Origin of the sequence: Pandoraea fibrosis (assembly GCF_000807775.2) — a bacterium.
GTDB lineage: Bacteria > Pseudomonadota > Gammaproteobacteria > Burkholderiales > Burkholderiaceae > Pandoraea > Pandoraea fibrosis.
This window is the reverse complement of record NZ_CP047385.1, coordinates 3083939-3105827: the sequence shown is the minus strand read 5'-3', so window position 1 is coordinate 3105827 and position 21889 is coordinate 3083939. Positions and strand designations below refer to the sequence as shown.

Below are 21889 nucleotides of genomic sequence, written 5' to 3'. Positions count from 1 at the left end.
GTTTATGGCAAAATGCCCCGCTCCTGGCACTTGGGTAACTCGCAACACTCATGACGCAAAACGTAGCCCTTCAGATCGTTCAACGCATCGCCGACGAACTCAGCGTGCAGCCGCGTCAGGTCGCCGCCGCCGTGCAACTGCTGGACGAAGGCGCCACCGTGCCCTTCATCGCTCGCTACCGTAAGGAAGTGACCGACAATCTCGATGACACGCAGTTGCGCACGCTCGAAGAGCGGCTGCTTTATCTTCGCGAGCTGGAAGAGCGCCGTGCGGCGATCCTGGCAAGCATCGAAGAGCAAGGCAAGCTGACCGACGAACTGCGCACCGCCATCGTCGCAGCCGACACGAAGCAGACGCTCGAGGATCTTTACCTCCCGTACAAGCCGAAGCGCCGCACGCGCGCGCAGATCGCCCGCGAAGCCGGTCTCGACCCGCTCGCACAGGCGTTGCTCGCCGATCCGACGCTCGACCCGCAAACCGAAGCCGCCAAATTTGTCGACGCCGAGAAAGGCGTGGCCGACATCAAGGCTGCGCTCGATGGCGCCCGCGACATCCTGTCGGAGCAGTTCGGCGAAACCGCCGAGTTGCTCGGCAAACTGCGCGATTACCTGTGGAATCAGGGCGTCGTGTCGTCAAAGGTCGTCGACGGCAAGCAAAACGAGGAAGGCGAGAAATTCCGCGATTACTACGACTATGACGAGCCGATCGCGGCGGTGCCGTCGCATCGCGCGCTCGCCCTCTTCCGTGGCCGTAACCTCGGCATTCTGATGGTCAAGCTGGGCCTCGGCGAAGAACTCGACGCCCAGGTCCCGCATCCGTGCGAAGGCGTGATCGCCGGTCACTTCGGCATTCGCCAGCAGAACCGCGCCGCCGACAAGTGGCTGGCGGATGTCTGCCGCTGGTGCTGGCGCGTGAAGGTGCAACCGCACCTGGAATCCGAACTGCTCACGCAGATGCGTGAAAGCGCCGAGAACGAGGCCATTCGCGTGTTCGCACGCAATCTCAAGGCGCTGCTGCTCGCCGCGCCGGCCGGCCCGAAGGGCGTGATCGGTCTGGACCCGGGCCTGCGCACCGGCGTGAAGGTGGCCGTGGTCGACCCCACGGGCAAGCTGCTGGGCACCGACACCATTTACCCGCACGAGCCGCGCCGCGATTGGGACGGCTCGCTCTCGCGACTCTCGAAGATCGCCGCCGCCACCGGCGCGGAACTCGTGAGTATCGGTAACGGCACGGCGTCGCGCGAGACCGACAAGCTCGCCCTCGAACTGATCAAGCGCCACCCCGAACTCAAGCTTCAGAAAATCGTGGTGTCCGAAGCGGGCGCTTCGGTGTACTCGGCGTCGGAATTTGCGGCAAAGGAATTCCCCGACCTCGACGTCTCGCTGCGCGGCGCCGTCTCTATCGCCCGCCGTCTCCAGGATCCGCTGGCCGAACTCGTCAAGATCGAGCCGAAGGCCATTGGCGTGGGGCAGTATCAGCATGACGTGAACCAGCGCGAGCTGGCACGCATGCTCGATGCGGTTGTCGAGGATTGCGTGAACGCCGTCGGTGTCGACGTCAACACGGCATCCGCCCCGCTGCTCGCCCGCGTTTCGGGCCTGAACAGCACGCTCGCCAAGAACATCGTCGACTTCCGCGACAGCAACGGTCCGTTCCCGAACCGCGAATCCCTCAAGAAGGTGCCGCGCCTGGGCGACAAGACCTTTGAGCAGGCCGCAGGCTTCCTGCGCGTGAATGGCGGCGACAATCCGCTCGATCGCTCGTCGGTCCACCCGGAAGCGTACCCGGTGGTGGAACGCATTCTGGCGAAGATCAAGAAGACCATCGGCGAAGTCATGGGCAACGGCTCGGTCGTGCGCAGCGTTTCGGCCACGGAATTTGTTGACGAACGTTTCGGCCTGCCGACCGTCAAGGACATCCTGACCGAACTCGAGAAGCCGGGCCGCGATCCGCGACCGGAGTTCAAGACGGCAACCTTCCAGGAAGGTGTCGAGAAACTGAGCGACCTGAAGCCGGGCATGCAACTCGAAGGCGTGGTGACGAACGTGGCGGCATTCGGCGCGTTCATCGATATCGGCGTGCATCAGGACGGCCTGGTACACGTTTCCGCCATGTCGACGAAGTTCATCAAAGACCCGCACGAAGTCGTGAAGGCCGGCGATATCGTGAAGGTCAAGGTGCTCGAAGTCGATCCGCGACGTCAGCGTATCTCGCTCACCATGCGACTGAACGACGATCTGCCGGTGGCGGGTGCTTCCGACCGTCCGAGCAGCGGCGGCGGTGCGCGCAGCGGTAACGGCGGAGGCCATCGCGGGGGTAGTGGCGGGGGTCGTCAGCGCGAACCGGAAACGGTGAGCGCCATGGCCGCAGCGTTTGCCAAGCTCAAGCGGTAAGCAACACACCGTCGGCGCGTGACTTGCGCGCTGCGAGTGAACGCGACGCAAAGGCCCGCCATCTTCGGATCGCGGGCCTTTTCTTTGCCCCCGGCGGACGTAAAAAAACCGGTGGAGATTTCGCTCCACCGGCTTTCCTTATCGCGTGCCACGCCCTCTTCGCACCGGCGCGGCACCGCCATCAAATTTCGATCTTCGTTCCCAGCTCGACCACGCGGTTTGCAGGAATGCTGAAGAAATCGGTCGGCTTGGCCGCATTCTGGTGCATCCAGGCAAACAGACGCTCGCGCCAGATCGACATGCCCGGCAGCTTGGTCGGCACCACCGTCTCACGCGCCAGGAAGAACGACGTATCCATCAACTCGAAGTGCATGTCCGTCTTCTCTTCGAGCAGGTGCAATACCTCCTTCACATCAGGCGTCTCATTGAAACCGAAGGTGGCGACCACGCTGTACAGGCCACCGGTGTGATCCTTGGCTTCGATACGGTTGGCATCCTCGACATACGGCACATCGACAGTGCGGAAGGTCAGGAAGATGGTGCGCTCGTGCAGGATGCGGTTGTGCTTGAGGTTGTGCAGCAGGCTCACGGGCACCAGCGTGTTGCCTCCCGTCAGATAAATCGCGGTACCGGCCACACGGTGCGGCGGATGCGCGAGCAGCCCCTGCAGGAACGGCCCGAGCGGAATCCCGTCGGCCGCCGTTCGCTCGCGCAGCAACTGGCGTCCCTTGTGCCACGTCATCAGCATGAAGAACAGGAATGCGCCCAGCGCCAGCGGCAACCACCCGCCCTCTTCCACCTTGATCAGGTTCGCGCCGAAGAACGCGAAGTCGACCACAAGGAAGCCGGCGATGATCAGCGCCACCAGGAACTTGTTCCAGTTCCAGACCTTCACCATGACCACGCAGGCAAGGATCGTCGTGATGACCATCGTCGTCGTCACGGCGATACCATACGCAGCCGCCAGATTGCTCGACGACTTGAACGCCAGCACGATCCAGATAATGACCAGCAGCAGCGACCAGTTGATCACCGGCATATAGATCTGCCCGATCTCGCGATCCGACGTATGCAGGATCTTCATGCGCGGCACGTAGCCGAGCTGAATGGCCTGACTGGTCAGCGAGAACGCTCCCGAGATCACGGCTTGCGAGGCGATCACCGTCGCCGCCGTCGCCACGATCACCAGCGGCAGCAGCGCCCAGTCCGGAGCCAGCAGGAAGAACGGGTTTTCAATGGCCTTCGGGTTCGTCAGCAGCAGCGCGCCCTGCCCGAAGTAATTCAACGCCAGCGCCGGGAACACCAATGCCGTCCATGCGAACCGGATCGGACGAATCCCGAAGTGCCCCATGTCGGCATACAGCGCTTCGGCGCCGGTCAGCACCAGGAACACCGAGCCAAGCACGATATAGGCTTGCAACGCATGCGTGCGAATGAAATGGATGCCGTAGTACGGGTTGATCGCCTTGATGATCTCCGGCGCGGCAACGATGTTGTACACACCTAGCACGCCCAGAATCACGAACCACGTCACCATCACCGGCCCGAAGAGACGGCCCACCTTGGCCGTCCCCGACTTCTGCATCGAGAACAGGATGATGAGAATGACGATCGTGATCGGCAGCACAAAGCGCGATAGCGACGGTGCAGCGATCTCCAGCCCCTCGACCGCCGACATCACCGAGATGGCCGGGGTAATCACCGCATCGCCGTAGAACATGCATGCGCCGAACATACCGAGCATCATCAGCACCGTTGCCCACCGGCTGCCGGCACGCACGCTGCGCAGGCTCAGCGCCATGAGCGCGAGCACGCCCCCCTCGCCACGGTTGTCCGCGCGCATCACGAACAGCACGTACTTAAGGGAAACCACAATGACCAACGCCCAGAACAGCAGCGAGATGATGCCGAACACGGCCTGCGGATTAAACGGAATGCCGTGCTGTGGATCGAAGCATTCCTTGAGCGCATAGAGCGGGCTGGTGCCGATATCGCCGAAGACCACGCCGATGGCCGCCACCATGAGCGCGGGCATGGCCTGAGGGCGCTGCCCGTGTCGTATGTTTTGCGTCATAAGGTTTGGGTAATCGCTTTATTGCGCTGCACAAAATGGGCGCTATTCTAACTGGGCGCCGGTTCCCTCGCCAGTCCGGACAGTTGCTGAGTACCGGACGTTCTACATGACAGGCTCCGCTAGGATAATTCGGCCGGAGCCCCATGACCAGCGCGACACAGCAAGGGTTTAGCCTCCCCTTCGCGCGACGGCAGCCTACGCACGGCACCGCCTTTCGAGTTGCAAATGCGAGACATATACCAATCCTGTGCGAATCGCGTGTCGACAGTCCTGCCGATTGGGTGTAAGCCCACGCGCGAAACTGCGCACCGCCCCGCCAGACGGGCGTTGCCGGCCACGCTGCACATCGCTCGCCCATGAAAAAAGCCGCCCGAATGAAGGCGGCTTTCCCATATTCTGAAACGTCGACCGACAGGCGGCCGACGCGCAACGCACTTAATGACGACGCGTCGTCTTGCGGTTGCTGGTGCCCTTGACCGAGCGCACGAGATCCGAATCGGCGCTGTTCTGCTCGGCTTCCAGCGAGCGGATCTGGCCTTGCAGGTCCGTCAGGCGAATGCGCGCGGCGGTGCGTTCCGTTTCCAGTGCCGAAGCCTGCTCACGCACGGCCTGCTGGTTTTGAGCCAGTGCCTGCTCCTGCTGACGCTGGATCGCCAGGTCGCTCTGCACCGCGTTCAGGCGCGCTTCGCTCTCGGCAAGCTGACGCTCCATCATCGCCTTCTGGGCTTCGAGCTTGATGCGACGAATTTCGACGTCGGCGAGCACCTGCGTCTGGCGGACGAAGTCGCCGTACAGCGCTTCGGCCTTCTTCTCGTTGTTCACCTTCACCACGCGCCAGAACTGCCCTTCATGGAACAGCGCAACGTAGTAGCCCATCGTCTGCGGATAGAACAGCAGGCTTGCACCGTAACGGCCGTTGTAGGTCGTGCGGAGTTCGGTCACTTCCTTGTTCTGGATCCGGTCGCGCAGTTCCTGAATCGCCCCCGAGGCGGTTGCCGGAGCCGCGGCCGATTGCGCAGGCACTGCCGGAGCCGCGAGTTGCGCGGGCGTCGCACCGGTGACATCCCTGACGGCATCTGCCGCTCCCGCTGACGTTCCCCAGGCTGCCAGGCATGCCACCCCCACGCCCAACCATAACCGCCCCCGGCAATCACTGATTTTCATCTGATCTGTTTTCCTGTTATCGACCGGATCGTTTCACGACCCTTATTCGTCGCATTCAATCGCCACCCCGGACTCCGTCCCGAGGATCTGAGACCTGCGTATTTGTGGAATGATAACCGCATGCCCGCAATAGCCGACAATTCTATCCATTGCGACGCGCTCTTCCAAGCAGGGAATGCGCAATTGTGTCCGCCCGATTTCATCTGTTGACACCGCGCAACTACGGGGTCCATGAGAGTTCCTCCGGGTGGAACCCTCTTGTCAGACAAATCCCGTCATGCCAACGAAAATCAAGCCGTTGCCCACGCGAAAGACGGGGATCGGTTCACGCTTCGTATTCGTTGGCCAGTTCCGAGTCGTTGCCGAGGATCTGATACTTGCGCATTTTCTCCCAGAGCACCTTGCGGCTGATGCCCAAGGCGTTGGCCGTGTCCTGACGCCGCCAGCCATTCGCGTCGAGCGCCGTGACGATGCGGGCGCGCTCGGTCGCGTCCCAACGGGCGCGATCGGTAAGCGCCCCGCCGCGTGACGGATCGTCGCTGCGAACGACCGTGCCGATGGCCAGGGCGTCGAAGATCGGGCGGATGCGCCGTTCGTCCCAGCCGCCCAACTGGCGGTAGATGATGCCCACGCGCTCGGCGATATTGCGCATCTCGCGAACATTGCCGGGAAACACCCCGCCCTCGACGAGTTCGCGCAGCCATGGCGGCACCTGGGCGCCCACCTCGCTGTCGCCCACGACCTTCCCGAGGTAAGCCGTGAAGACAGCCAGCTTATCGACGGGGCCGCGCTCTTCGAGGCTTGGAATATGCAGCTCGATCACGGCGAGCCGATAGAACAGATCGGCACGGAACAGTTCGTCGCGCACCATCGTCTTGAGGTTCTTGTTGGTCGCCGCGACCAGCCGGAAATCGAGCTTCACCGGCTGCGCCGACCCGAGACGCGTCACGGCGCTGTCTTCGAGCACCCGCAACAGCTTGACCTGCTGGTACAGCGGCAGGTCGCCAATTTCGTCGAGAAAGAGCGTGCCGTCGTTGGCCTGCTCGAAATAGCCCTTGTGCGAATACAGGGCGCCGGTGAAGGCCCCTTTGGCATGACCGAAGAAATGGGACTCGAACAGCCCGTCGGGAATCGCGCCGCAGTTCACGGCAACGAAAGGCCCCTGCCCGTAATGACTCTGTTTGTCGTGCAGCAACCGGGCGATGCGCTCCTTGCCCACGCCGGTCTCGCCGTGGATGAGGACGTTCGAATCGCAGTCGGCGAAGGCGTCCACTTCGGCGAGCAGCCCGAGCATCGCGCTCGACTGGGCGACGAGCGGGTCGGCCGGTGCCGGTGCACGGTCGGCTTCGGCGATGGCGCCCGAGAGCTTGAAGATGAGCGTGCGCAGTTCCGCGCCGGAGAAGTCGAGCGTGAGGATGTTGCTGTATTCGGGCGGATAGACGCGCGGATCGTTCTCGCGCGGCGTGGTCGCGACCCAGATCACGGGCATGCCGTGGCCCAGTTGCCATTCCTGCGCATTGGTCGACGCGCCTTCGATCACCGATACGCTGACCACCGCGATGGACGGCCGCGTCTTGGTACGCTCGCGCGACAGGTCCATGCCGTCGGCGCGAATGACTTCCATATCGAAGCTCGCAAGGCAATGCGCCACACGGTCGGCAATGTCCGACTTGCCTTCCCACACGTACACGTCGAGATCTTCACGTACTGGCTTGCTTTTCATGCTGGTCCGCTGGTCGACGACTGCACTCTGCGGTCGTCATGGTGAAGTTCAATGTTTCAGTCTTGCTACGTTTGCGCTCCGGATGTGGCCCCGTCGTGCGGGGCCTCGCTACTGCACGAGTTGTACGAGGCCGTTCTGGCAGTCGATGCTGTCTACCGTTACCGTCGTCATGCCGAGGGTGATCCCCAGCGACGAGAGCAGCGTGTTCAACAGGTTGCTGAGCGGTGTGAGCAACGGGTTGAGCAAGGTGTACAGAATGCTGCCGAGTACAGGGGAGACATTACTGGTGCTGATGGAGCCGCCTATGGCTGAAGCTCGGCAGCTTTGCGCCCCGCTCCCCATCAAGTTGCATACGAAATCGGAAACGCCACCGAGCAGGCCGGTCACAATACCGTTTAACGTATTCCCCAGGCCCGTAAGAAGACCAGTAACGCCGCCGGCCACCTGAGGTAAGTTGAGCGCCAGCACCCCGCCGAGGGTTGCCGTCAACCCGGTTGTCAAGCCCTTTACGCCATTAGCCGCCTGACTGAGGAAGGAATTGACGGTCGAGATCGTACTGCCAGCCAATGCCGCAGGAACATTGCCTGCCAGTCCCGACCCGATGTCTCCTGTAGCAGCAGCCCCCGAAGCACTGACGTCCAGCGTCAAACCGGTCAGCAACGCGCCCACGATCTGACTCAAATTCACACTCGTTCCTACCGGCCCCCACACCTGTGGAAACGGCCCGGAGAACAGTTGAGGTCCGGCGGCGTTAGTTCCAAGCGACAGATTGACATTTGCCTTCACGTCGATCAGTCCAAGCAAGTGCGCGATCTTTGTCCGCTGAGTCAAAACAGTCGTGCAACTGTTAGTGCTCGTGGTAACTGTCGCTCCGGAGGGATCTTCACCGACGCAGACATTCACCAGCCCCGACGTTGCCGTCAGTGTTGCGGACGGAACCGCACCGCATTGGAGCGCTGTAACCTTTGCAGTAGACTGCGCGACTTCCAGTGTCAGGGGTAGCGACAGCGAAGTGTTCAGCCCGCTCAAGATCCCGCCCAGCAGGCTTCCCGTAGTGTTCACGCCGAGAACCAGGCGAACTTGCGCAGAGGTAGCCTGAGCCCCCACACCGCCGATACCGATTTGAGGCGGTGAAATCACGTTGGCGGTGGCGGACACCGTGCCGCCAAGAATTGAAAGTGACGGAATACTGATCGCGTTTGTTCCGTTGCCCCCAATGATCGCAGCGGTAATCAAATCACCCACGCCAACGTTTGCCGTAAGCGCATTCGCGGCACTCACACCCGCCATATCAATATTGGCCAAAATACCCGGCGTCGTCGCGGTCCCGAATAATTTGACAGGCAATGACATCACACTGCCTGTCCCTCCCGCCATCACGCTGATCAAACCATCCAAAGCCGATACCGATGAAGAAAGGGCACCATTCTGCGTCGCCAGTGCGGTTCTCGTGACTTGGAGCAAATCGCTAATTTTGAGGCTCTTCGCATTGACCAATCCCGATAGCGTCCCGACGTCGATGTCCCCTGTCACGCCGATCCCGAGTGCCTGAAGCAACCCCATCGGCGTGATATTGACCCCGACCAGCTTTTGAGCTGCACCGACATAAACCGTCGGCGTAAGTCCAACTTGGGTTAGCAACGGGGCAAGGAGCGAATTACTGGCGTTAAGCGCGAGCAGCCCCGAATCGACCGTGAACGTCACCACTGGGGGAGCCTTGCGAGCAATAGCGTTAGCGGTGATCGTGCGGGTGCCGACAATATCAAAGAACGACGGCACGTCCAGCGACAGCGTGACCGACACGGCGTTACCGCTCGCCGCATTGCCCGGCGTAGAGGCAACGAACGTACCCGGGCCGGTCGCGTTAGCGGCGGGCGACGTCCATACGCCGCATGCCGACGACACTTTCAGCGTCGGCGCATTGATATTCGCGTTCGCATTCGCCAACGCTACTGCGGCGAACGACGTGGTGTTGGCGCAGCCCGGAAGCGTTTGCGCGCCCGCGAGTGCTGCCATATCTGCGGCGCGCTGCAAATTGCGGCGCTGCATGAATGCGTTGCCTGCGTCGAGGGCAAACGCGAGGATCAGCACCACGATCACGAAGATGAGCGACATGACCGGCACAGATCCACGCTGCCGCCCGCCGGGAGGCGTTTCAGGCATTGAAGGCGTTGAGCGATCCATTTGGCGCACACGCGCACGCGATGTCATGACGCCTCACTGGCTCGCGCCAGCCCCCGTCGCTGCCGGCGCAGCACCGCCGCCACCGCCAGCCCCCCCGCCGCTTCCGCTGTCGCTCTGAATCATCGTCGGATAGAACTGGGGAATCGGATAACTGAAGCTATCCAGATAGCGTTTGTAGGCACGCGAGGCGGTCGACCCCAGCATCGGCAAACCCGGTCCGGCAGCGAGATTGCTGGCTTGCAGCGCGAGCAATCCTTCGGTCTCGTCGCCCAGCATGCCGTCGCGAGCATGCTCGCCGACGCGCAGCGGCGTAGTTCGACGAACCACGTTTTGCGGCACATATTTCGCTTGTGATTGTTGTGCCGCCGGCGCGGTCTGCGCTACCTGTGCCTGCCCGGCATCGCCGGCAGCAGGCATCTGCTGCACCACGGGAGTGGCTTGCGCCTGCACCGGGGCCGCCACGTTTCGGGCGTCCGCACTGCCCATCGAACCGGTGATCGGCGCGTTGCTTTGCGCGACGGCCACGCCTGCCAAAAGCCCAATTGCCGCGACGGTAAGCTGCGCCACCCGCAGCGGCCGGGAGCCCGACTTTCCTTGTAATTTCTGGACTGCCATCATCGCGTCTCCCTGATATTGCGTGACTTGCATCTGATGTTCTGCGCCGTGCATGAATGGAGAAAGCACTGCCTCACAGCTTCATGGCTTCATTGGGAATGACCAAAGCGATCGAGCATCGACGTCGGCATGTCGCTGCGCGTCGCATCTCCGGCACGCGCCAGCTTGGCGTCCGTCGTTGTGGCCTTGCCCTGCGTTTTGGTTTGTCCCGTGCCCGAATCGCTGCCCGAGGTCAGACGCACAACCACGGGGCCATCGATAGCGCCAGTCCCACCGAGGCTTCCCGCCCCGCCCTGCACAGGCGACGCTGACGACGAAGCGGATGGCAACACGGTAGGCGAAGTCGCCGACGACGTCGATACCCCCATCGGGGGTGCAATCGTCGCTGCGGCTTGCGCAGCGGCACGTGCGGCGGTGGCACTCGCAGCCGCCCGACGGGCTTTCACCTGCGCGCTGATATCGGCGGCGAGCTTGTCGATCGCGTCGCGCGTGGCCTGCGGCATCTTCGCGCGCATCATCATGTCGTCGGCACGCGAGCGCTCGCCCGTTACCACGAGGTACACCGCCAGATTGCTGAGCACCTTGCGGCTGTCGGGCCGCAACTCGGCCGCCTGCGCCAGCGGCACGCGTGCCGCGCCGGTATCGCCGTTGTTCAACAGCGCGAAGCCGAGATCGCTCAGATAGAAGGCCTCCGTCGGCGCGCGCGACACCGCTTCGCGCAACGACTGCGCCGCCGCCGCGTAATCCTTGCGCTGCGCCGCTACCAGCCCGAGTCCATGCCACGCCGCAGCGGCTTCGTTACCGCTCAGCAACGTGCGGTACGCCTGCTCGGCAGCTTCAGGTTGCCCGGTCTCGCGCAGGGCATCGGCTCGCAGAATGTCGATATCCGGAGCGCTGCCGTACTGAATACGGAACTGTTCGATGTGCGCGAGCGACGCAAAATACGAGCCCTGCTCCTGCATCTGACGAATCATCGACAGATACAGCTCACGCGAGTCCGGCTTGGCGGCCTTGGCCTTCTCCTCGTCGTTCTGCTGCGCCTGCATCAGCGCGGCAGCCGAGGGCGCACCATATCCGCCAATGCGCGGCCCACCGCATCCGGCGAGCGTTGCCGCGCACAGTGCAGCGATGAACGAGCCCGTCATCACGCGAATCGCGCGTCCGGTCTTGTGGTCGTGTCGGACACCAGTCATCGCCACAGTGCCCGAGTGCAGCGGTGTCGGAATTGGCATAGTCACTGCATGGCCTCCATCGATTTGGTCAGCGACAGAATCGCCGGGCCTGCAACCACCAGCATCAGTGCAGGCAGGAGGGTCAGCATCATCGCCAACGTCATCTTCACGGTGAGCTTGCCGATGCGCTCTTTCATCGTCTGGCGGCGTTGCTCGCGCAGACGGTCACTGAACTGTTGCAGCGGTTCCTGTACCGCACCGCCGTGTTGCTCGACCTGCACGATCAGGCGGACCAGCGCGCGCAGATCGTCGTTGTCGTAGACTTCGCGCAGCCGGCCCATCGATGCCTCGCGCCCGCGCCCCGAGGCGTGCTGGCGGTTGGCGTTCTCGAACTCCTTGGACAGAATCGGCAGCACCTCGCGGAAGTCGGAAACCACCACGTACAAGCTTTGATCCATCGACAGCCCCACGCCTTGCAACAAGCGCAGCAAATCGATGAGCAGCGGCAGTTCCTCGACCAGATCGCGACGGCGCTGTCCTGCCTTGCGCTGCACGTAGAACTTCGGGGCGAGCAGCCCGGCTCCGGCCGCGCCGATCAAACGCAAAATCGTGCCAAGGCCGCCGCCCCCGGGAAACCACAGCCAGACAAGCAACGGCAGCGTCACGGCCAGCGCCACCCGGGCGAACAGAAAGAGCGATTTGGCCCGCACGCTGTCGTAACCACATTGCGCGAGTAACAACCGATCTTCGGCGGCGATCAGATGCTGCCCGAGGCGCGTCTCCGACCACTGCTTGCCAAGTGCCGACGCGCGGTCGATGAGCGAGCGCCACCCCCGCTGCCCACCGTCGATCGTCTGCGCGCCTTCGTCATCGCCCTGCGCACGCAATCCGCCCGAAGCCGTCGCGGCACGCAACGCCGCCAGCGCCTGTTGCTGACGGTTTGCCAGCACCTGATCGATCATGCGTTCGCTACGTCCCTGCCGCACCGCGCGCAGCAAAATGGCCGACGCGCCCAGCAGCAATCCGGCCGCAACCATCAGCAGGCCCAACATCATCCACAGATGCGGTTCAGACGACATCAAGGACGACAGCGACGTCAGGTTCATCTCGTTAGATCCCTCGCGCTCACAGCGACTTCGCCAACCGGTACAACACGAAGCCACCAAACACTTCCAGACCCAGACCGATGCCCAACAGCTTCAGACCGGAAGGCTCCTGAAACATCGGCTCGAAGAATTTCGGATTCAGCAACATCAGCACGGCACTCACGATGATCGGCAGCGCGGCCAGCACCCATGCCGACAGACGGGTCTCGGACGACAACGCGTACAGCTCGGCTTGTGCCTGCTCGCGATCGCGCATGAAGCCCGCCATGCGCGACAGGATCTGATCGGCGCGCCCGCCGAAGCGAGTCGACAGATCGACCACGGACGCGAACAGATAAATCTCCTCGACCTGATACACGCGCGCAATCTGCTTGAGCGCCACGTCCAGATCCACCCCGGCCTGCACCTGTCGCACTGCCCGCTCGAGCAATTCGCGCAGTGGCATATCGGCGTTCGTGGAGGCCGTCTGGAACGCGGCCGGCAAACTGTTGCCGACCGTCAGCATGCGCACCATGCCATCGAGAAACACCGGTAGCTGACGCACGATGTCACGATGGCGGCGAGCCGCCTTGAACCAGTAACGCAACACATTCCCGATGACATACAGCGCCAGAATGACGATGGCCGAGAACGGCCCCTGCCAGACCCAGAACACAAACACCAGCAACACCCCTGGCGCAATGAGCAACGTATAGAACGTCGGATCGGGCTTGACGCCGGCGCGCTCGAAGAAGAACTCCCACGGCAACGATTTGCGACGCGGCGTGCGGGAAACGGCCCCTTCGCTGGCAGCGAATCGCGGCGCATTGTTCGCGAGTTGCCGTTCGAGAAACGCGCTCGTCGCCTGATCTCTCACCCGCTTTTGCGTGCGGCGCCATAGCTCCAGCCCTGCCGCGATCAGCAGCAGTGCGATGCAGATGACCCACAGCACGACGGGATTCATCGCCGGCGTCCGAAGAAGCCGCCACCGCCCGAGTCCGGCGGCGGATTGTTCTGGGCCTGCGCGGCGGCCGCCGCATTGCGCGTTTGCTCTTTGTATCGCTGCAACTTCGGCGAGTGCGGCGAAATGCCCAGCGAGATCCAGCGATCTTTCTCTTCGCCGTCGGGGCCGACGACCGATTCGTGACGGAAGAGCTCCTGCGTGGAGATGACCGTATCCGACACGCCGGTGACTTCGGTAATGGACAGGATGCGCCGGCGTCCGCTCGACAGCCGGCCAATCTGCACGATGAAATCGAGCGCGCTGGTGATCTGCCGGCGCAGGCTGCTTTCGCTGCCCTGGAAGCCGGCAAAGCCCGCCAGCATCTCGAGACGATAGAGACACTCGCGCGGCGAATTGGCGTGAATCGTCGCCATCGATCCTTCATGGCCCGTATTCATCGCCTGCATCATTTCCAGCACTTCCGAGCCGCGCACTTCGCCCACGATGATCCGGTCGGGACGCATCCGCAAGCTGTTGCGAATCAGATCGCGAATCGTCACTTCCCCCGAGCCGTCGAAGCCGCCCTGACGCGACTCGAGCCGCACCACATGCGGGTGATTGAGCGAGAGTTCCGCGGTGTCTTCGACCGTCACCACGCGCTCGGTCGCCGGAATGAAGCTGGCCAGCGCATTGAGCAGCGACGTCTTGCCCGAGCTGGTCCCGCCGGAGACGAGAATGTTGCAACGCGAGCGCACCGCCGCTTCGAGCAGACCGTAAATCTCCTCGTTGAAGCTGCCGAGCGCGAGCAGGTCGGACGGCTTGAGCGGGTCCTTGCGAAACTTACGAATCGAGACGACCGGCCCGTCCACCGCGAGCGGCTCGATGACGACGTTAAGACGCCCGCCGTCGGGCAGACGCGCGTCCACCATCGGATTCGACTCGTCCAGACGCCGGCCGATGGGGGCGAGAATGCGGCGCACGATGCGCAGCAGATGCTGATTGTCCGAGAAACGCAATGCCTCGCGGGCCAGCACCCCGTGGCGCGAAACGTAGACGTCGTTGTAGCCGTTGATCAGAATGTCTTCCACCGCCGCGTCTGCGAGCAGATCTTCGATGGGGCCGAAACCGGCGAGTTCTTTCGTGAGGGCATCCGAGATCTGGCGCAGCTCCGATTCGTTGATCGGAATGCGACGCAGCCGCACGAAGCCGTCCATCTCCAGATCGACGAACTGCTGAATCGCGCTACGGCTCCAACGTCCGAACTCGGCGCCGAGTTCCTCGATCCGCGCGAGCAGGTGTTCGTGCGCAGCGGTCTTGATGTCCTGGAATTGCTGCGAATTGGCAAACGCGCGCTTGTCGTCGGCAAATTCGATGGAGTCGGTCATATCAATGCTTTCCCATGAATCGGCCCAGCCAGCCCGAGGACTGACGTTGCGCCGCGCCGGCGTGTTGCGCCGAGAGCAGCCGTTCGGCAAGCGGTTGCAACGCGCGCACATACGGGTCGCTGCGCGCGGTATCGAGAATCAATTTGCCCTGATTGGTCGCGGAGAGCATCGCCAGCGGACGATCGGGCAACGTGGCGAGCAGCGGCACGTCGAATCGCTTGGCAATCTGATCGGCGGCCATGCCATAACGGGGATCGTAACGATTGAGCACGAGATGCAGATGGTCGCGCTCGACGCTCTTCTCTTCGAGATCGCGCAGCAACGACGCGAGCGAGACGATTGCCCCCACGCTCTGGTCGACTACAAGCCAGACTTCGTCGGCCGCACGCACGAGGCTCGCCACGAACGCCGGATTCGAGAAGCCGCCGAGATCTGCCACGATCAGATCGAAGAACGCGCGCAGACGGTCGGTCAGCGCCAACGCGTCGGCCGCCGCCACGCTGCGCATGTCGCCGAGATCGAGCGGTAGCGGAAGCACCGCCAGGCCGCTGGGCGCGTGCGAGACAGCGGTATGCACGAGCGTCTCGTCGAAACGCCGCAGGTTCTGCACCGCCTCGGCAAAACTGAACTGGCTCTGCGTGTTGAGATACAACAGGCCATCGCCCGAGGGCAAACCGAGATCGAGCAGCGCGACGTGACCGAGGAGCGACGAATCGAATTTGTCGTCTTTGTTGTTCGGCGCCTTCGGAGCCTTGACCGTCTTCTCGGGATGTCCCCCTACGGACAGCTCCTGCCCGAGTTGCGAGAGATGTGCCGCGAGCGTGCTGCACCCGACTCCGATCCGAGCACCGAGCAGCACCACGAAACGGCCATGCCGCTGCGGTGATGCAACGTTGGCGGTGGGCGTGTGTTCGACCACCCGGCGGATGACGTCGAGCGCCTCCTCGTGCGTCGAATGCATGTCGATGAAATCGTGCACGCCGGCGCGAATGGCCGCTTTCATGCCGTCGGCGCGCACCATCGAGCCCACGGCCACCAGAGGTAGCTTGGGCGCCACGCGCTTGAGCATGTGCGCAAGTTCGGTGGCCGCAGCGATGCCGCCGTCGGGGCTGTCCTCCGCGTGCCCTGTCGGCTCGCCGGAGAAATCGAGCAGCACGACCTGCGGGTCGAGATCGCCGATGCGCTGCTGCAATTGCGCCGGACGGCCAGCCTCCTGGAGCACAACCCCCTCTTCGCGCAGCGCCGCCGAAAGCCACTGCCCGTGGCCGGCATGCGCACTGCAAAAAAGGAAGCGATGCAACTCTGTCATGGTGTCCAGTATTCGCGTCGGTGCGTTCATTTGTGCACTCCTTACTGCCCTGTCCCCGGCTCTCGCTGTTGCTCGCTCGATGCCGCCTTCCTGCCGATATCGGCGCTATTTCGAGAATCCCGGTAATTCGCTGTCGCTTGCCACGCCCATCAGGTAGGCCCCCCAGACCGGGCCCGGGCGACGCTCTCGCGTATCGCCCGGCAGCGGGATATCCGCCCCACGGGCCACCGGCTTGACCAGATGCGGTGTCACGATGATGACCAGTTCCTTTTCGGCGCTGCTGTACTTCAGATTACGAAAAAACGCGCCGATGAGCGGCAAATCGCCGAGCAGCGGCACCTTGTCGACAGCGGAGGTCGTCGTTCGCGAAATCAGACCGCCGATGATGAAGCTCTCGCCATCGCCCAGCTCGACGGTCGTGTCCGCACGACGAGTGGTGATCGCGGGAATCTGTGTCGAATCGGTCACGATGGCGTTGGTATAGTCGATGTCCGACGCTTCGGGCGCGACCTTCAATGCAATGCGATTCGGCGAGAGAATCGTCGGCGTGACGGTCAGGCCCACGCCAAACGGTTTATAGACGATCGTCGTCGTGCCGAGGCCGCCCGATTGGGGCACCGGGATCTCGCCACCGGCGAGGAAGCTCGCGCTCTGCCCCGAAAGGGCCACCAGCGTCGGGGCGGCCAGCACCCGGCCGAGGCCGTTCGATTGCAGCAGATCGATCTCGGCCGACATGCTGAAGGCGCCCCGGGTAATCGAGCCGAAGAACGACCCGAAGTTCGACACGCTGCTCGCGCCGGAACCGCCGCCGAATGCAGAGTTGAGCGCCGAGGCCACGCCAAAGCTCCCCGACCCTGTCTTCTTCGACGCGCTGAAGCTCGCACCCAACTGATTGAGGATGTTGCGGTTGATTTCGACGATCTTCACGTCGACCTGCACCACACCGGTATCGCCCACCGTCGAGCGGTCGACAACGACACCGCCTTTGCCGGTCGCATCGACTGCCGCCGATTGCAGCCCACTGTGTTCGATGATGGTGTTCGCATGCCCCTTGATGAGGGCCGCATTGCCGCGTGCGTCGACAGTCGCCGTGCCCGTATCGCCCAACGCGCTCTGCAGATCACCCGTCACGTGAACTTGCCAGCGCACCGGTTCGCCACCGCGCGGCCACGCAGAGACCTGTGTGGTGCCGGCCTTCTTGCCCACGACCAGCACCGAGCCGCGCCGCCCGCCTGTGCCCTTTAGCACGACAATATCGGCCACGGACGGATCGGCCACGGCGACACGCTCGAGCGAGCCCGGCACCTGCAATTCGCGCTGCTCGTGAACACCCATCGTCAGCGAGCGCGCCCCGGCGCCCGAAGCGGGGTCCGCGGCATCCGCCAGACGCACCGCGACCGTGGCGCCGCACGCGATCAGCGCGGCGAAGCACAACAGCATTCCCGTCACCCGTCTGGCGTCTCGTCTGGCAGTGCGAACCTGGCTTCTGATCATGGCGTGGCTGTATCGGTCACTGTGTCGGTTAAGTGGCGTGGCGTTTTCGGTCCAACGTCACTGCATCGGTAACATCAACAAGTTCGGTCTTTGCAAGCTTTTCCAACGATTCAGTAGGACGCCGTGGTGCGTTCTGCGCCGCGCACGACCTCGATCGTGCCGCTCCCCCCACCTCCGCTTCCGCCACCGGGCGCGCGCGGGGCAGCCGGCCGGCGTACCGGCTCTCCGGCGAGCCCCGTCGTGGCGATCCCGGCATAGGCCTGATTCTCCGGTGTGTTCAGCGCAGCCTTGTCATCCCCCTTCAGGCTCGACTTGCCGGCAAGGACCGGAGGGGGCGACGGGAACAGGGCCGTATCGGGCAGGGCATCGTCGCTCGGGTTACGCAGGGCGAGCGTGATCTTGCCCTGCTGCGTGCCGAGCACCACACGGTTGACGTCGGCCACGGGCACGGCCACGACCGCTGCGGTTGCCGGCATGGGCGGTTGATTGCTGACTGCCGGCGCTTGCTGGGGCGGTGGCGGCGGGTTCGTTGCGGCCTGCACGGTGGACGCCACGCCGGGCGCCGCAGGCGGCGGCGTCACGTCGTCGAGCGACGCCACGCCATAGCTCAGTACACGCACGCGAGACGCCAGTAGACGCGACTGCGTGTCATCGACCAGTCCGCCAGTCGCTCCCGCCGGCTGAGTGGTCTTCATCGTGAAGAAGACGTCCACGTAGTCGCCCGGACGAATGCGGTTGCTCACACCCACCGTTTCGGTCACGGGAATGGCCACGGCGCGCTCGCCGGGCGCGAGTTGCAACGCCAGACCCCGTGCGAGCGTGTTTTGGGTGACGGGCACCCCCGCCGCGAGGGCGACGAGCGGCACGCGCCCCACGACGTCGGCCGGGTTCGCGAAACCGCCTACTGTCTGGCTATCGAACTGTTCGAGCTTCACGCCGTCCGCCCCGATGGGTTGACCCGGCACGAGCGCTTTGGCCGCCACCACGGCCGGATAGCGTTGCGTGAGCGTCTGTGTCACCGGCGACGGCGTCGTGGCCGGCGCCGGTGCGTTAGCCGTCCCGAGGCGCAACGCGAAGAGCGCCAGCAGCACGCCGGCGACAACCAGCACAGCAGCAAGAATCTTGGTGGCTTTGTTCATGGCTTGGGGCCTGTCGGCCGTTCAGTCACAACTTGCGGGACGCCGGTTGACCGGCGGCATGACAACTGGCAAAACCTCACGTCGCTTTGATGCTTGCGCTACCCCACCGACAACCGCTCAATGCGGGTTCAATTCCCGCCCAACGTCGACGTATCCAGCGTGACCGCCGCCGTACCGACAATGTTTTGTGGCACCAGGTTGCTCAGCCCCGGCCAACTGACGACCATCGGCTGTGCCAACGTCAACGTGACGCGCGCGATGCATTGCGAACTGGCGCTGGTGGCCGACGCTGGGCAGGGTGCGCTCGCATCCGATGCGAAACTCGTGGTCACGGCCGATGCCGACGGCCAGGTCAACGTGTTGTTGATCGCCTGCGTGGCATAGGCCTGACGCTGCGACATCGTGCCGGCGCGCAGCATCGCCCGGCCGGCCTCGGAGGCGGCCTGCGTGAGCATCTGGCGGGCGAGAATATTGATGGAGAAGGCGACGGCGACATAAAACGCGGGCAGCAGAATCATCAGGATGAGCATGAATTCCAGCGCAGCGACGCCGCGAGAACTCGCGCGTCGCCACCCTGCCCTTGCCTGCGCCCCAGACCGTTTCATGCCGATACTCCCCGTCGCGCACGGCGCTCAGTGGCCGTGTTTGGCGACGCATTGGTCCGACCCATTTGCGCGGCGTCGCCCGCGCCTCCCGTTTTTATGGTGCTGCCTGAAGCAGCACTCATCACCCCGCGACTGCCACACCTCAGTTAGCGCTGGATCTTTGGTTTCACGCGGCGCCGCCGCACTTCCACCACCTGACTCACCTCACCACCAGCGCCGCCGCCGCGAGATAGGCTCCGTAAGGCAATCCGATTCGCCCGTCCCGCCAATGCAGAATTCGTTGCCACACACGCGAGGTGGCCAGTGCATCGCCCCACCGTGCCAGCCACTTCAACCGTCCCGTGAGCAACACCAGCGCATGTACGCCGGCGGCCACACTGGCCAGACACCATACCGGCAAGAGCGCCGGGTAACCCGCCACCAGACCGATCAACGCAAAGAGCTTGACGTCACCGGCCCCCATCACACCACGCCACCAGAAAGGTAGCAGTACGACCAATCCCAGCAGCGCGCCAAGGCCGTGAACCCACAACACGCGAGGTCCGCCGTGCCACGCCTGCCACACGACCCAGACCAGCGCCAGCGCCCCGACACACAACAACCAGACATTCGGGATACGACGGGCAATCAGGTCGGTCATCACGATCGGCACACACAACAGCCACAGCAGGGTCAGCACCGGAGATCTCGCATCAGTGCGACGCCGCCGAGGTGGCTGCCGACGTCACGGTGCTGAAGGCGCTCGACAACACGCCGCTCAGATTCGTGAACACCGTAGCGCCGATCACCACCGCCACGATCGCGGCCAGAATGCCGTACTCAAGTGCCGTGACACCTCGTTGCCGTGACAGTCTGCGCTGTCGACCGACCTTGCCTGCTTGCCTGACTCGCATGGTCCGCACCCTCGCGAATACAGCCTTTCATCGCCGCGAATGACGCCATCTGTCGAACGGCGCCCTTCCCCATATTGCCAGCACGGGCCTCTACGCTAGACGCGCCGCATGCTGACATTTATCGTTTGCTGACTGGCTTCGTACTGCGTGTGTGGATCGATCAGGCGCCCGCGGCAGTCACTGCCGACGAAATCTTTGAGAAGACCTGGCTGAAGGTTGTCCCCAGGCTGCCGAAGACCGTGCCACCAATCACTACCGCGACGATGGCGGCGAGGATGCCGTACTCCAATGCCGTCACGCCTCGCTCGTCGCGAGCAAACAGTCGAAAACGATTGCTGAGTTTCATATCACCCTCCCTCATTTAGGCGACAGGCGCCCGTTGACATACACAGCGAGAGGTCACCGGCCTTTCGGTCGTGTGGCGCAGACTCGCCGTATCGCTTATCAACTCTTGACTTCGGCCATGGATTCGTTGCGCCGCAAGGCTTTCGAACCTCTTTTACGTTGTACGCCAATATTTCTTTGCTTGTAGGAACAACCATTGCTGTGGCGTACTATTTTTTTCCGATGCTAATTTAATCTAAATCACAAAAACTAGAGTCTTACTACCAATCACCCGGGAGAATGTAAAAAAGCGTTACATGAATTGATCAAACAATACTCCAAAACCAGGCAATGCAACCCTCGAGAGGGAAAACCATGATTGTTGCGGCGCCACACACAGCGGGGAAGCCTCCATCAATAAATGCAGCGCTTATTTAAATAACTATTCATTGTGTCGTCGTTACCTGTCTGATCACGCGCCCGATCCGGGCATCAATGTCAGACGGTGTTATCCCTACCCGCCGGCCATCTTGCCTGCCACGCCCCTGCCAGCGCCCGCCTCGCCGACAAGCCCCCCGCATCCAGCACGCTCGCCCATCGGTTTTTCATTCGTATTGCAATACAAATTCAACGGCGGTTTGTGCTGGCACGCCCTCGTAATTATTGGTAATTACGGCGCGCACATCAATTTCTCTGCTCAGGCATTACCCGAATCGCTCATCCAACTTCATATTCACTGAGTTCCAAAGTCATTTCCCCTGCCAGCGTTACGTAACGTCCCCCGTAACGCCCCCCGTAACGGGAACAGCAATTCGTCCGAAATTCGCCAATTTCCGATGGCGTTAACCCTGATCCCCCCCTTCGTCGCACAGCCACCGATCTCTCGATCATAAAGATTCTTGTTTTCTGAAACGCAAATAAATACAGGCTTTCCAGCCCATCGCGAGAAAAACTAGAAGGCTTATTCAAACCCGGATTTAGAGATTGGCACAGCTCTTGCGGATATCCCTGCATCGCAACGCTAAAGATCACCGGGGGACACCATGATCATTGGCAATACCAAACAAACGATGCAACCCGTCGCAGCCGTCACGGCCGAGCGGCAACGCATCGCGGCCATGCAGCGCAGCGCTGCTGCCGAAGACGATCGTAGAGGCGCAAGCCCAGGGAGGGGCGGTGAAGAAGGCGGTGGCGTACGCGCCACCGCCACACCGACCGACGCGGCCGGCGCTCACAGCAGCAGCCATACGAATTCGGCCCAGGCGATGACGGGCCCCGATAGCGCGGTCGTCAATGCGCTCCTGTTCGCACTCATCGCACAACGCATGAACACCCGATTGGCCGCGCAAGAAGCGCTTGCCTGAAGACCAAACAGACCAGATAGAGG

18 protein-coding genes are annotated in these 21889 nt (G+C 62.9%); 2 read left to right on the top strand and 16 right to left on the bottom strand.

Features of this window, described 5'->3' with window-relative positions:
• Positions 1-50 precede the first annotated feature (50 nt).
• Positions 51-2393 carry a Tex family protein gene (locus PI93_RS13755; protein WP_039374037.1) on the top strand — a complete coding sequence of 781 codons (2343 nt, stop codon included), beginning with the start codon at positions 51-53 and terminating at the stop codon, positions 2391-2393.
• 181 nt (positions 2394-2574) lie between these two features.
• On the opposite strand, the gene PI93_RS13750 is transcribed toward PI93_RS13755, so the two are convergent.
• The 16 genes from PI93_RS13750 to PI93_RS13675 form a co-directional block, all read right to left on the bottom strand.
• On the bottom strand, positions 2575-4467 hold the full coding sequence (locus tag PI93_RS13750; protein WP_039374039.1) for a potassium transporter Kup: 1893 nt from the start codon (positions 4465-4467) through the stop codon (positions 2575-2577).
• A 435-nt stretch (positions 4468-4902) separates the two neighbouring features.
• Positions 4903-5631, bottom strand: coding sequence for a DUF2968 domain-containing protein (locus PI93_RS13745; RefSeq protein ID WP_080759387.1), 729 nt, complete (start codon positions 5629-5631; stop codon positions 4903-4905).
• A 325-nt stretch (positions 5632-5956) separates the two neighbouring features.
• Positions 5957-7354 (bottom strand): sigma 54-interacting transcriptional regulator, encoded by a 1398-nt coding sequence (locus PI93_RS13740; RefSeq protein ID WP_039374040.1) that lies wholly within the window; start codon positions 7352-7354, stop codon positions 5957-5959.
• A gap of 108 nt (positions 7355-7462) precedes the next feature.
• Positions 7463-9469, bottom strand: coding sequence for a pilus assembly protein TadG-related protein (locus PI93_RS13735; protein WP_039374041.1), 2007 nt, complete (start codon positions 9467-9469; stop codon positions 7463-7465).
• 102 nt (positions 9470-9571) lie between these two features.
• A complete protein-coding gene (locus PI93_RS24720; RefSeq protein WP_158453274.1) occupies positions 9572-10186 on the bottom strand; it encodes a DUF3613 domain-containing protein in 615 nt (204 codons plus the stop codon).
• 56 nt (positions 10187-10242) lie between these two features.
• Positions 10243-11385 (bottom strand): tetratricopeptide repeat protein, encoded by a 1143-nt coding sequence (locus tag PI93_RS13725; RefSeq protein ID WP_052240958.1) that lies wholly within the window; start codon positions 11383-11385, stop codon positions 10243-10245.
• Positions 11386-11387: 2 nt separating this feature from the next.
• A complete protein-coding gene (locus tag PI93_RS13720) occupies positions 11388-12431 on the bottom strand; it encodes a type II secretion system F family protein (protein WP_236105571.1) in 1044 nt (347 codons plus the stop codon).
• Between the two features lie 19 nt (positions 12432-12450).
• Positions 12451-13374: a type II secretion system F family protein gene (locus PI93_RS13715; protein WP_039374043.1), complete on the bottom strand. Its 924-nt coding sequence runs from the start codon at positions 13372-13374 to the stop codon at positions 12451-12453.
• Positions 13371-14738, bottom strand: a complete 1368-nt coding sequence (locus tag PI93_RS13710) for a CpaF family protein (protein ID WP_080759389.1) — start codon at positions 14736-14738, stop codon at positions 13371-13373. The genes PI93_RS13715 and PI93_RS13710 overlap by 4 nt, the downstream gene beginning before the upstream one ends.
• A 1-nt stretch (position 14739) precedes the next feature.
• Complete coding sequence (locus PI93_RS13705; protein WP_039374044.1) at positions 14740-16077, bottom strand: AAA family ATPase; 1338 nt, start codon at positions 16075-16077, stop codon at positions 14740-14742.
• A 75-nt stretch (positions 16078-16152) separates the two neighbouring features.
• Positions 16153-17487 carry a type II and III secretion system protein family protein gene (locus PI93_RS13700; RefSeq protein ID WP_052240959.1) on the bottom strand — a complete coding sequence of 445 codons (1335 nt, stop codon included), beginning with the start codon at positions 17485-17487 and terminating at the stop codon, positions 16153-16155.
• 164 nt (positions 17488-17651) lie between these two features.
• Entirely contained in the window at positions 17652-18680 is a 1029-nt protein-coding gene (gene cpaB, locus PI93_RS13695; protein ID WP_039374046.1) for a Flp pilus assembly protein CpaB, read from the bottom strand.
• A 128-nt stretch (positions 18681-18808) separates the two neighbouring features.
• A complete protein-coding gene (locus PI93_RS13690; protein WP_144400283.1) occupies positions 18809-19285 on the bottom strand; it encodes a TadE/TadG family type IV pilus assembly protein in 477 nt (158 codons plus the stop codon).
• Between the two features lie 199 nt (positions 19286-19484).
• Positions 19485-19964, bottom strand: coding sequence for an A24 family peptidase (locus tag PI93_RS13685; RefSeq protein ID WP_201278390.1), 480 nt, complete (start codon positions 19962-19964; stop codon positions 19485-19487).
• Between the two features lie 13 nt (positions 19965-19977).
• On the bottom strand, positions 19978-20178 hold the full coding sequence (locus PI93_RS13680) for a Flp family type IVb pilin (RefSeq protein ID WP_039374049.1): 201 nt from the start codon (positions 20176-20178) through the stop codon (positions 19978-19980).
• Positions 20179-20338: 160 nt separating this feature from the next.
• Positions 20339-20524 carry a Flp family type IVb pilin gene (locus PI93_RS13675; RefSeq protein WP_039374051.1) on the bottom strand — a complete coding sequence of 62 codons (186 nt, stop codon included), beginning with the start codon at positions 20522-20524 and terminating at the stop codon, positions 20339-20341.
• A 1021-nt stretch (positions 20525-21545) separates the two neighbouring features.
• On the opposite strand from PI93_RS13675, the gene PI93_RS13670 reads away from it, so the two are divergent.
• A complete protein-coding gene (locus PI93_RS13670) occupies positions 21546-21866 on the top strand; it encodes a hypothetical protein (RefSeq protein ID WP_039374052.1) in 321 nt (106 codons plus the stop codon).
• Positions 21867-21889 lie beyond the last annotated feature (23 nt).